The sequence below is a fragment of the Nostoc sp. DSM 114160 genome (genome assembly GCF_053470305.1).
Window position 1 is genome coordinate 1,149,470 of record NZ_JBPFGO010000002.1, and the last position, 12,268, is coordinate 1,161,737.

General features: G+C 42.2%; 9 protein-coding genes and 2 pseudogenes. 2 read left to right on the forward strand and 9 right to left on the reverse strand.

From position 1 onward, the window contains the following. Positions 1-42: 42 nt before the first annotated feature. Complete coding sequence (locus NSTCB13_RS21980) at positions 43-1,767, reverse strand: diflavin flavoprotein (protein ID WP_445630761.1); 1,725 nt, start codon at positions 1,765-1,767, stop codon at positions 43-45. A 109-nt stretch (positions 1,768-1,876) separates the two neighbouring features. On the opposite strand from NSTCB13_RS21980, the gene NSTCB13_RS21985 reads away from it, so the two are divergent. After that, positions 1,877-2,728 (forward strand): pantothenate kinase, encoded by an 852-nt coding sequence (locus tag NSTCB13_RS21985; RefSeq protein ID WP_445630760.1) that lies wholly within the window; start codon positions 1,877-1,879, stop codon positions 2,726-2,728. A gap of 1 nt (position 2,729) precedes the next feature. On the opposite strand, the gene NSTCB13_RS21990 is transcribed toward NSTCB13_RS21985, so the two are convergent. After that, positions 2,730-3,572, reverse strand: coding sequence for an alpha/beta fold hydrolase (locus NSTCB13_RS21990; protein WP_445630759.1), 843 nt, complete (start codon positions 3,570-3,572; stop codon positions 2,730-2,732). Positions 3,573-3,803: 231 nt separating this feature from the next. Further along, positions 3,804-4,298, reverse strand: coding sequence for an NUDIX hydrolase (locus NSTCB13_RS21995; protein WP_335004540.1), 495 nt, complete (start codon positions 4,296-4,298; stop codon positions 3,804-3,806). An 843-nt stretch (positions 4,299-5,141) separates the two neighbouring features. Here NSTCB13_RS21995 and NSTCB13_RS22000 point away from each other — a divergent pair. Continuing rightward, positions 5,142-5,306: a hypothetical protein gene (locus NSTCB13_RS22000; protein WP_167407613.1), complete on the forward strand. Its 165-nt coding sequence runs from the start codon at positions 5,142-5,144 to the stop codon at positions 5,304-5,306. 244 nt (positions 5,307-5,550) lie between these two features. Here NSTCB13_RS22000 and argH read toward each other — a convergent pair whose 3' ends face one another. The 6 genes and pseudogenes from argH to trmD all read right to left on the reverse strand — a co-directional run bounded on the left by argH (position 5,551) and on the right by trmD (position 11,713). Further along, positions 5,551-6,936 (reverse strand): argininosuccinate lyase, encoded by a 1,386-nt coding sequence (gene argH / locus NSTCB13_RS22005; RefSeq protein WP_445632061.1) that lies wholly within the window; start codon positions 6,934-6,936, stop codon positions 5,551-5,553. 82 nt (positions 6,937-7,018) lie between these two features. Further along, positions 7,019-7,226: pseudogene (locus NSTCB13_RS22010) on the reverse strand (hypothetical protein). 344 nt (positions 7,227-7,570) lie between these two features. Next, positions 7,571-8,360 (reverse strand): annotated as a pseudogene (gene larB / locus NSTCB13_RS22015) (nickel pincer cofactor biosynthesis protein LarB). A gap of 108 nt (positions 8,361-8,468) precedes the next feature. After that, entirely contained in the window at positions 8,469-10,250 is a 1,782-nt protein-coding gene (locus NSTCB13_RS22020; protein WP_445630757.1) for an ABC transporter substrate-binding protein, read from the reverse strand. Positions 10,251-10,312: 62 nt separating this feature from the next. Next, positions 10,313-10,798, reverse strand: a complete 486-nt coding sequence (gene ispF / locus NSTCB13_RS22025) for a 2-C-methyl-D-erythritol 2,4-cyclodiphosphate synthase (RefSeq protein ID WP_448274206.1) — start codon at positions 10,796-10,798, stop codon at positions 10,313-10,315. 201 nt (positions 10,799-10,999) lie between these two features. After that, entirely contained in the window at positions 11,000-11,713 is a 714-nt protein-coding gene (gene trmD / locus NSTCB13_RS22030) for a tRNA (guanosine(37)-N1)-methyltransferase TrmD (protein ID WP_448267788.1), read from the reverse strand. Positions 11,714-12,268 lie beyond the last annotated feature (555 nt).

Here is a 12,268-nt window from a genome sequence, read left to right on the forward strand (position 1 = left end):
TTTTGGATTATTAATCTAAATTCCAAAATCCAAAATCCAAAATTAATAGTGGTTGCCAACTTTACGGTGATGCACAGCAGTCAAAGCATCTGGCTTAGAAACCCCTCCGGCGTAGACTGTGCTGTATACTGCCCAATGGTCCCCGCAGTCCATTCTGCTGATGACTTCGCACTCCATGTAGGCGAGGGCATCGTTGAGGATAGGCGCACCATTTTCGGCTGGCTGAGTTCTCACACCTTCAAAACGATCTGCGCCAGGGGCGAACCGTTTCAAAAAGTGTTTCATTAATGGTTGGAAATTGCCTTCTTCTAAAACGTTGAGAACAAAGCGATCGCCTACTTGCATGAGTGATTCAATTGCCCGATCTTTGGCTACTGCAATGGAGAATCCCAATGGTTTGAAGCTAGCTTGAGCAACCCAAGAGGCTAGCATGGCACTGGATACATCGCCTTTTTTCGCAGTAATAATATATAACCCACCGCTAAGTCTACCTAGTGCTTTATCTAAGTCAGCACCAAGGGATTTCATCGCTTTGATGTTGCGATCGCGTGTTACCCATTGAGCTAAGTCTGTACCTGCTTCTTCACACAACTTGTAAGTATTTTCTGTGGGCGTTTGTTTAATCCGAATTGGTGGAAAAACTGTTGTCAAACCCAAATTGCGGAATTTACTCACCAAAGGATCTATCGGCTCATCATCGCCACCACCTGTTTCAAATACGCCGATAGCTTGCTTTTCTTTGACAGATCCTAAAACTGTGCTGAGTGCAGCTTGGATATTTGCAGCACCGGAAGCCGGAGGTAATCCAACGATTAGTCCAGCACAACGGCTAACTAGTTCTCGCAGTTCTTGTAAATCGACTTCAGATCCCAAATCGACAATTTCCACGGCGACACCAGTTTTACTGATACCGTTGGCAATTGCTTGCGCGAGGCGATCGCTATATCCGTATTCAGAAACGTAAAATATCCCAATTGTTGTTTCCGCCTTGGTTTGGCTTTGGCTCCAAGTGCGGTAACGTCCAACTAGTTCTTCAACATTGTGAGATAATAATGGCCCGTGCCCTGTAGCAATCGTGTTGATGGTTTTCAGTTCCGCCATCCGCTTCAGAGCAGATAGAACCGATCGGGCATTCGGCCCCATCAAGCAATCGTAGTAGTAATGAAAGTCTTCTTCGATCGCTGCTAAGTTTTCATCAAAGGTGCTATCTGAGCAATAGTGCAGCCCAAAAGCATCGCAAGTGTAGAGAGTTTTGGTTTTGTGGTCGAAGCTGAAAATGGTATCGGGCCAGTGTAAATTTGGAGCAATCACGAATTCAAATTCATGCCCATTGCCCAAATCTAAGCGATCGCCATTTTTCACTATCCGCCGTTTAAATGGCTGATGTACCAAATCCTCAAGAAACTGAATCGCCACTTTAGAACCAACAACGGTTATTTCTGGAGCCATTTGCAGCAAATCTTTAACTAAACCGCTATGGTCTGGCTCCGTGTGGCTGATAATTAAATAATCAATCTCTGTTGGATTAATTAGTCCAGTAAGCGTATCAAAGTATAGTTGACGAAACTTTTCATGGGAGGTATCAACTAAGGCAGTCTGCTCCCCGCGAATGAGAAACGAGTTATAAGTAGTACCGTTTTGCAGACCAAACTCAATATCGAAGCGATCGCGATCCCAATCCAAAGAGCGAATAGCCGTAGTCTCTTGAGCAATCTCTACAGTCTGTATGGTGAGCCGTTTTTCAGTTTTTTCGGTGAGTGCTACCATAACTCCCTCCTTGACACAATGAGTATTTCTTCCTCTTCTTTTATTGTTACACGGCTTTAATGTTAATTTTTATTAAAAAATCTATAGTTGACTTAAAAAAGTTAAAAGTGTGAAACCACAGAGCCACAGAGAGGAAATTTGGCTAGCCTTAGAAATTGGTAATTCGCGGCTGCATTGGGCATTGTTTATTGGCGAGACACTTTACTCAGCTTGGGATACCGACTATTTTTCTGAGTCTGTCATCCGACATCTAGCTGAATGTCAAACCCTAAATGATTTATTATCGGCAATTTCTCCAAGCCATCAACAAAGTAATTTTCTCACAAATACTCCACCCCTTTGCGCTTTTGTCTCTCTGCCTCCGTGCCCTCTTCTCCTTGCCTCGGTAGTTCCCAGCCAAACTGCTATTTGGCAAACTTACCCAAACGTTCGCGTTATTACCTTAGAGCAAATACCACTCAAAGGCGTGTATCCCACATTGGGAATTGACCGCGCTTTAGCTTTATGGGGTGCGGCGAAAACTTGGGGTTTTCCGATGTTGGTAATTGATGCTGGGACAGCGTTAACTTTCACGGCTGTGGATACTAATGAGTATCTAGTTGGAGGTGCAATTTTGCCGGGATTAGGCTTGCAATTTGCAACTCTCGGTCAACAAACAGGACAATTACCATTAGTAGAAATGCAAAACTTTTCATCTCTACCAGCACGTTTTGCTCTCAATACTCAAGAAGCGATCCAAAGCGGAGTAATTTACACATTCTTAGCTGGAATCAAAGATTTTATGGAGGCGTGGTGGGATTTATTTGCTGATGGGAAGATTGCGATTAAAGGGGGCGATCGCACTTTATTAATTAACTATTTGCAAGCTTTATGTCCTGAAATTGTAGAACGTTTAGTTGTGGAAGCAAATTTGATTTTTTGGGGAATGCGCGAAATAGTAATGGGTGATAGCACAGAATGAGCTAGTTTAATTCATTGAAATTATGACTTTTTAAAATACCTTGAATAAACTCCCGAATTTCGCTTGCCACAACCTCAGCACAAGCTTCTGGCAAGTCATTTCCGGCATGAGCAATCATTTTCAACTCGACTTTCGGTATCAGTTGAGCATAAACACGGCTTCTGGCTAAAGCATCTGGTGTATCTTGCCCACCTTGTAAAATCAAAGCTGGGACATCGATCATATAAAGCTGCTTTTGCAGTAATTCCGCCTCAATTTCTACTTGTCGCCGTTTGAAAAGTAACTGGCAACCTATAGGATACGGCAATAGCGATTGACGCAACTGCAAGTCTTGTGCAATTTTTTCATGCCAACCCAGGATTTTAGTCAAGGGAGTTAGCGATCGCAAAAATTTAACTATTAGTGGTGGATAATTCAATAATCGCCGCATCTTCTGGCAATACTCTTCTTGCCCTGCTATCTCTACGCCCTCTGGTGCTAGCAGTACCACACCATCAACTTTCTCTGGATACTTTAAAGCATAGCTAGCAGCAATCCAACCCCCAAGAGAATGCCCCACTAAATATACTTTTTCTAGCTTCACAGCTTGCAAAAATTCAGCTAAACACTCAACTTGTAAATCTATCGAATGATGGATATTAGGATTTTCTGATTCACCAAATCCTAATAAATCGAGTGCAAAACAATGAAAATCTTGTGCAAGAGATTCCATCACAGATAACCATTGACTGCTCTCATTCCAAGCACCATGTAAAAAAATTATAGGAGTTTTTTCACCGACTTCACGCCAGAATAATAGCCCTTGAGAGAGCTTTCTCCGGGAGTTACGGAATAGTGTATCCATTTTATTTAGTAGTTAACTTTTAGCATCATAATAAATAGTGATTAGTCATTAGTCATTAGTCATTAGTTAAATTACAAACACAAAGGTGTGGTGCGATTCGTTTAGCGTCTCCTTGGGGAAGCCTCTCGTAGAGAAGAAAGGATTCCTTAAATATAACTTTGGTGGCAAATAACCAATGACAAATGACAAATGACTAATGACTAATGACTAATGACTAATGACAAAATATTATTAAGCCAGTGTTGTCAAGCCATTCAAGTAGTCTTGCAACTGCCGAGTATGGTCGTGAGACATCTTTCCTGAAGGTAGTAAACTGGGAGAGAAAGCTTGGATTTCCATAACTTCTAAAGTGTCTTGAATCTCCATTGTCCCATGCACCTCGGCTTCAACCACAATACAAATTGAATGAATTCTGGGATCGCGGTCTGGTGCAGAGTAAACTCCTACTAAACGGTTAATTTTCACCAATTCTAGCCCGGTTTCCTCCATTAATTCCCGGCGCACTGTATTGGGAATATCTTCTCCCCAATCTACAATCCCTCCAGGCAATGACCAAAGACCATTGTCGCGCCGTCGGATCAGTACAATCCGACCATCGGGTAAAATTGGGATGATACTAGTGCCAGTAATGGGATGACGAAATATTATACCCAATACTGTTTGTCCAAGACGCCATAAGCTACGTGTGGACTCTACAGCTGCCGGAAAAAAAGCAATAACGTTCAATCTTCAAAGTTTTGTGTTGTATTCTATAGTTCCCTACCACTTACATAAGCTCAACTAATAAAAATTTTATTGAGTTTTGTTTTATACAAAAATGTTTGTGGATTGAGATTTTATTCTCACGATTTACGTAGAATATTATCAATTCTAACATCAAGTTTAATGAGAAGCACTGTATTTATATATACATGATATTTCTTGAAGCAGGTAAATTTGCAGTTTATAGCTATAGCAATCCTATTTGAGTTGTGAAAATTAACGAACCGCTTTCTCTACGATAGGCTTTTGCCAACTCAAAGCGTCTCGTAGAGAAGACGCCAAGAGCGCCAAGAAAAGAAAGAGAAGTTTTCACAATTGATTTAGGACTGCTATAGCATTAGTATTGCTGAAACAAAAAAATAATATAAATAATAAGTCAAAATTCCAAATTCGGAATTCTGAATTTATAATAGGCACTTAAGTAGGATTTAAAACCTACAATTAATTAAAGACCACTAAATCAAAAATTATACTCTATGCTTAAATTTACCTATGCTTCTTGAGTTTTTATAACCCACTCCTGAATTATTTTTTGATAATATTGGTTAGTTTCAAAAACAACAACTAATGAGCTAATTTACAATCAGTTGACAGATTGAAATCTCAGAAAAGATATTTTTCATCTTACTGGCGAGGATAATTCAGAATTTTATTGACAAACTTAGATATAATGCGATAGACTAGTACACTGTTTAAAGCGTATTCATTGCTGCACTAGGCTAAAATTATATCAATAACATTGGTAGCTAATATTGCCTACGTGATGCCTAGTTGCTACTTTTTTGTTGTTTATTAATAGAGGTGAACATGGCCAAGCGCCGTAACCCGAAAAAAGAAAAGGCGCTACGTAACCAGGCGTATGCCAGAAAGTTTCGTAAACGGACTACGACAGGAAGAATGCAGAGAAGGTTCCAACAAAGACCACCAAAGAGTGAGGAAGAAGAAGGCGCAGCAGCAGCTGACACTGAATAAGTTGCCTGCCTAAATCCTTATTGTTTGGGTTATTTACCTTTTAGGGCGCACATTTATTTGTACGCCCTTATTTATTTTTGTGCATTGGGCATTGGGCATGGGGCACTGGGCATTGGGCATTGGGCATGGAAAAGAGACAAGGGAGAGACTTGTTCAATAATTTTCCCTTGCTCCCCTGCTCCCCTGCTTTCCAGTCCCCATTACCCCTTATCCCCAGAGGAGACCCTCACCTTCCCCAATGCCTCTATTGAGCAATTTGAGCACGGGCGGCTGTGAGTGCTTTGTTTACCTGTGCAAAACCAGTGCCACCGTAACTGTTACGCGCAGCAACAACTTGACGGGGGGAAATAGCCTCATAAATATCTGCTGCAAATGCTGGGTGTAGTTGTTGCCACTCTTCCAATTTCAAATCTTTTAGGAGTTTGCCTGCGGCAATACTAGTTTTTACCACCTTACCCACAAGGTTATAAGCTTCCCGAAAAGGAACGCCCCGTGCTGCCAAATAATCTGCTACATCGGTGGCATTAGAAAAATCCTCCGCCACAGCTGATGCTAACCGCTGGGTACGAAATTCTAAGCCTTCCCTGAGCAAAATCGTCATTGCTTCTAGAGAGGCTTTGACTGTGTTAACGCTATCAAATAAACCTTCTTTATCTTCTTGTAAGTCTTTGTTATATGCCAGGGGTAGCCCCTTCATAATCACTAACATCGCCTGGAGATGACCGAATACACGTCCTGTTTTCCCCCGCACCAATTCTGGGACATCGGGGTTTTTCTTTTGGGGCATGATGCTGGAACCCGTAGCACAGCTATCTTTGAGGGTGACAAAGCGAAATTCTTCAGATGACCAAAGAATGACTTCTTCTGCAAGGCGGCTGAGGTGAACCATAATCAAGCTAGCAGCACACAAAAATTCGATCGCAAAATCGCGATCGCTCACTCCATCGAGGCTATTAGCATAAATATCGTCAAAATTCAAGAGTTTGGCTGTGTAGTGGCGGTCAATGGGGAAAGTTGTTCCCGCTAAAGCACCACATCCCAAAGGTGAAATATTCACGCGGCGAGAAACATCTCCTAAACGTTCCCAGTCACGTTGGGCCATTTGAAAGTATGCCAAGAGGTGATGAGCTAAACTCACGGGTTGGGCACGTTGGAGGTGGGTATAACCAGGAATCAGGGTTTCAACGTGCTTTTCGGCTATATCCAGCAAAACACCTTGAAATTCTCGCAATTCGCTTTTGATTTGTTGGATTTGGTCGCGGAGGTAGAGTCTGGTATCAGTACCAACTTGGTCATTACGCGATCGCGCTGTATGCACCTTCTTACCTACATCGCCAACAATTTCTGTCAGTCGGCGTTCAACTGCAAAATGTACATCTTCAGCATCGATACCAGGCTGAAATTTTCCCTGGCGGTACTCTTGGCGAATTTGTTCTAAACCGGCAACCAGTTGCTCTCCTTCTTCTGGGGAGATAATGCCCGTGTGAGCAAGCATTTGGGCATGAGCTTGAGAACCAGTGAGGTCATATTCGATTAATTCAATATCAAAACTTATACTGGCATTAAAACGAGCGATCGCTGGATGCAACGCTGATTCAAACCGCTGGCTCCAAGTTTCTTCTTTGGTCATAAATATGAGGGAAGTGGGCATCAATTTTGGATTTTAGATTAATCATCAATCTAAAATCCAAAATCTAAAATCTAAAATTACTTTAACCGTAGCTAGTTAGATTCCGAATCATATAGCCAATGACTAAACCAATCAACAATGCCCAGACTTGACCTGTTTGTATAAAGTGGCTCCAAGCTTTTTGCATCTGACCCCATAACGTTTGGATCGGTGATTGTTTGTGCTAATGCTGTCAAATTTACAGGCAAATGCCAAAGTAACTGAGATGTCAAATCGCTGTAATTGCTCATCTTTGGTGATTAAGAAGTTAGGGGTGGCAAATTTCAGCATCAGTTTATTATTTACCAAGAAGGGGAAAAGGGGAAAGGGAAAGGGGGAAAGGGCAGGAATAAAGAACTTTTCCCCACAAGGTACAAAGCCCCTATTTTTAAATAGGTTGAACAAAAAAAGAAGATTTTGAGACACGTAGTGCGTTGCCCTTGGCTTCTCTTAGAGAGAAAAATCAGCGTCTTTATTTAAAACCCCTGCTTTGAAGTATGGGGTTCCCTTTCCCCTTTCACCTTTCCCCTTTCCCCTTCTTCATATTAATTACTGATATTTACTGAAATATTGGATGTAACTTCAATGTCTTAACTCAAGATGCAGCCGATGCCAACCGCAATTTCTCGGCAGTCCGCAAAATCTGTCCCGCCAACACTGCTGCACCAAAACCATTATCGATATTTACTACGCCTACTCCCGCCGCACAAGAGTTAAGCATTGTCAATAAAGGTGCTAAACCGCCAAAACTTGCGCCATAACCAATGCTGGTGGGTACGGCAATCACCGGACAACTCGCTAAACCAGCAACAACGCTGGGTAAAGCGCCTTCCATCCCCGCCACGACAATCAACACCGATGCTGATTCAATCAAGTGGCGGTTACTTAATAAGCGGTGAATCCCAGCAACGCCGACATCCCAGAGGCGCTGGACGCGAAAACCAGAAAGTTCAGCGGTGACAGCCGCTTCTTCAGCAACGGGTAAATCGGCAGTACCAGCAGAAAGAATGCCAATTTCACCCTGAAATTGTGGTTCGATGGTAGGAGGAGCGATCGCACAAATTCGCGCCGATTCATAATATCGCAAACCGCTAACTTTTGATTGCAGTGTGGTATAAACTGCTGGTTCAATGCGGGTTGCCATCACCACCGAGTTGCGGAGGCGCATCACTTCTATAATTTGAGCAATTTGATCGGGAGTTTTACCAGGGCCCCCAAATCACCTCTGGGAAACCAGTTCTGAGTTGGCGATGATGGTCAATTTTGGCAAACTCACCTACAGATTCATAAGTTAAGTCTTTGAGTGAGTCTAATGCCGTATCTGGCGTAACTTTACCATTGGCAACCGCAACGAGTAGCGATCGCAAAGTTTTGTCATTTGTCATTGGTCATTTGTCCTTTGTTACTTATCAGTTGTCAGTTGTCAGTTGTCAGTTGTCAGTTGTTAGATGCCACTAATTACGAACTAATGACTATTGACTAATGACTAATGACTAATCTGTTACTTTAATTTGTTCAATATTCCAGAATGCGCCACCAAGAGCAGAGAATTTAATTCCTTCAAAACGATTACGCACCGCTGACATTGAATAAGGATTAACCAGGTAAATAAAAGGTAAATTTTCCTGAGTAATCCGCTGTGTTTCGGCATAAATCGCTTTAACTTTAGCTTCGTCCAATTCTCGTGCAGCTTGAATGTAAAGATTCCCTATTTCTGCTTCCCAAGGAGCAATCTCCCAACCCTGAATCGGCTTTTGTCCTGCTTGAGGTTTCTGATTAAACATGTGCAATCCGCCTTCAGGTGCCCAGACATTAGCACCGTCATTCGGTTCTAATCCACCAGTCAAACCCATCAAAGAAGCTTCCCAATCTAAAGAGTTAGAAGTTTTATCAGTAAAAGTATTCCATGCCAATGGAGTGAAATCAACTTGAATACCGATTTTGCTCAAGTCTTGTTTAATCTGCGATCCCATTGCCTCACGGATTTTATTTCCAGCATTGGTAAGCAAAGAGAAACGGACACGATTTCCTTCAGAATCGACTAATTGATTGTTGTTGTACTTAAATCCTGCTTTTAGCAGTAATTCCTTCGCTTTTTGCTGATTGTAATCGTAAACTTTTAACCCCTCTTTCGGGGAAAGATAATAGGGGCTTTGTACAGAAATCGGTGAATCTTGTGGCACGCCTAAGCCGCGAAAAGTGTTATTAATCATCGTTTGGCGGTCAATTGCATAAGCTATAGCTTGCCGGAATTCTACATTATTGAACCACCGAGATTTAACTGGATCTACTAGTGGTTTTCCGTCCCTTTTACCTTTGTTAAGATTGAACCAAACAAACGATGTACTCGATGTTGGTCCACCATTATAAATTGTGAAATTACCCTGCTTTTCTTGCACTTTTAGCAAAGAAAAATAATCTGGCGACACTCCTACAGTATCTAACCCACCAGAACGAAATTGCAACAAGGAAGTATCTGTTGATTCCACAATTTGCCAAATTACCCGTTCAATATAAGGCTGGGAATTACCTTGAGCATCCTTGCGCCAGTAGTAGGGATTGCGCCGGAAGACCACACGCTGGCTCGTGTCATAGCGCTCTATTTTGTAAGGGCCGTTGACAATAATTTCGTTCGGAGGAGTATCAACACCCCATTTTGTCAGAAAAATCGGCCTCCCATTTTGGTCTTTGGTTTTTACCGATTGTTGCAATATGTGTGCGGGCAAAATTGGCGAACCTGTACTTAGTAGAAAAGGTCTAAAGGGTTCCGGTACGATAAACTCAACCCGACGTTCATCCACTTTTCGCACAGTAGGTAGCTTCCTACTCTCACCAATTCTCAAACCATCTCTCACATCAGTAGGAATTGCTTCGTTTAAGTAAATATCATTGTAGGTAAACACTACATCATCTACTGTTAGTGGCTGACCATCAGACCATTTCAAGCTTTCGCGTAGAGTAAAAACAATCTTTAATTTATCATCAGAAATTTGCCAGGATTCAGCTAATGCTGGTTCGATTTTTGCAGTGATTGGATTTTGGGTGATTAACCCCTCGTAAATTAGAGGAAAAACATTGGGAAACTCTTGACTCAAAGGGTAGTTAAAAGTTTTAGGATCGCTGAGAATACTACTGACCAATTGTGGTACTTGAGCCGCAGGGCTTTTGAAATTAGCTGGGTTGCAGGCAGTAACTGTAAGTGTTATGGCTGAAGTAAAAATTATTGGCAACCATAAATGTTTAATTGCCAAAAATATTTTTCTAAAAAAGTTCATAATTACTAATCTATTTCCATCCTAATCAGTCTTGAATATCTTTATTAAAGGCTAAAAGAAAGTTATTCTGAAGCACCTAGCAAGACGACAGCATAAGCACATATACCTTCTTCACGTCCAACAGGGCCTAATTTTTCGTTAGTAGTAGCTTTAATGCCAATTTGATTTGGTTCTAATTCTAAAACTGCCGCTAGTTTGTCGCGTATGTTGTGAATATGTGGTTTTAATTTTGGACGTTCTGCTACTACCACCGAGTCAATATTTCCGATTTGCCAACCTCGATCGCGAATCAATTGATGTACTTGAGTTAATAGTACTAAACTATTTGCTCCCGCCCATTGGGGATCGCTAGGCGGAAAATAATAACCAATATCCCCCAAGGATAATGCCCCAAGCATGGCATCCATAATCGCGTGCGTTAACACATCAGCATCACTGTGTCCCAATAAACCCAGTTCATGAGGAATTTGAATTCCACCTAAAATCAAAGGGCGATCGCTCACTAGTTGATGAATATCGTAGCCATTACCAATACGAATTTTAGTCATTTGTTCAGTTGTGATTTGTGATTTGTCATTTGTCATTTGTCATTGGGCATTGGGAGTGCTGAGTGCTGTTAGCGGAAGCGGGGCGTTTAGCCCGTGCTGAGTTAGGAGTTAGGAGTTTTGTTTATCTGCTTGTCCCCTTGTCCCCTTGTCTCCTCACTCCCTCACTCTCTCACTCCCCTGCTCCTCTGCTTCCCTACTCCTCTACTCCCTTGCTTCCCTGCCCCCCTGCTCCCCTTCCTGCAATTTCTCTAGGAGATCGGGGCGACGATCGCGGGTTCTTTGAATTTGTTGTTCGTAACGCCATCGAGCGATCGCGGCGTGATTTCCACTGAGCAAGACATCTGGCACTTTCAAACCGCGAAAATTCGCAGGACGAGTATATTGGGGATAATCCAATAACCCCTCTTCAAAACTTTCTGCTGTCAGGGACTCCGTTTTGGCCACAGTCCCTGGTATTAGCCGCACTACACCATTAATTAAGGCCATAGCTGGAATTTCTCCACCGGTCAGAATAAAATCGCCTAAAGATACTTCACGAGTTACCAAATGCAGCACTCTCTCATCCACTCCTTCGTAATGCCCGCAAATAACTACTAACTGGTCATAATTTGTCGCCAATTCTTTCAAAAGAGGTTGATTAATTGTTTGACCCTGTGGACTCATCAAAATTACTTCTCTTCGGGGTAGAATCGGCAGCGACTCCACAGCGGTAAAAATAGGTTCTGGCTTCATTAGCATCCCAACGCCGCCGCCGTAGGGTTCATCGTCTACCTTTCGGTGTTTATCAGTGGTAAAGTCCCGTGGATTAATCAGATGCACTTCGGCAATCTGTTTGGCTAAGGCTTTACCTAGCAGCCCAGAATTGAGAACAGAGTTAAAACAGTCAGGAAAAAGCGTAACTATATCAAAGCGCACAGTTATTCGTATTCGAGGACACTAATCTAAAGAGTGAATGTCTAGCAAACACCAGCAAGCCAAGGTCGGGTTCAACTCCAGTTAAACTTTATCAATAGTATCTAAAACTACCAGACCTCCTGGATTTTAGATGGGATCAAAAGTTTTTCTAATTACTTAATTTATGTTTAAATGTTGTCACAACTACATTTAAATTAATAATCATATCAAGTTAACAACTTCCAGGATGCATCGAGCCAGCCTCAGAAAAAAGCGTAGTCTTAACTGCTTTTCCCCAACTCTAAAGGGGGAATCTAGCTACTCAAAGACTATTTTGCCCTGCTGCAAGTGGACAGGTGAAAAACAAGGCGCTTGCCAGAGAGGAATGGGAACAAACACGTTTAGACTGAGGCAATGCGAGCGTGAAGCGAGAATTTGGAGAGTGGCTTTCCCCAGTTCCAAACTTCCAAAAAGTGTCCTCTCAAAAGTTGCAAAGCGCAAAAATTATCAGCAACTGAACCTTGTTGAATTCACACGCCATTCGCCACAAGCCGGGGAACCATGCACGGCAGTCGT

What these genes read in the sequence shown, in the direction of transcription:
- NSTCB13_RS21980 (WP_445630761.1), bottom strand. Translation starts at nt 1,767, where the DNA reads ATGGTAGCACTCACCGAAAAAACTGAAAAACGGCTCACCATACAGACT.
- argH (WP_445632061.1), bottom strand. Translation starts at nt 6,936, where the DNA reads ATGACCAAAGAAGAAACTTGGAGCCAGCGGTTTGAATCAGCGTTGCAT.
- NSTCB13_RS21990 (WP_445630759.1), bottom strand. Translation starts at nt 3,572, where the DNA reads ATGGATACACTATTCCGTAACTCCCGGAGAAAGCTCTCTCAAGGGCTA.
- ispF (WP_448274206.1), bottom strand. Translation starts at nt 10,798, where the DNA reads ATGACTAAAATTCGTATTGGTAATGGCTACGATATTCATCAACTAGTG.
- NSTCB13_RS22020 (WP_445630757.1), bottom strand. Translation starts at nt 10,250, where the DNA reads ATGAACTTTTTTAGAAAAATATTTTTGGCAATTAAACATTTATGGTTG.
- NSTCB13_RS22000 (WP_167407613.1), top strand. Translation starts at nt 5,142, where the DNA reads ATGGCCAAGCGCCGTAACCCGAAAAAAGAAAAGGCGCTACGTAACCAG.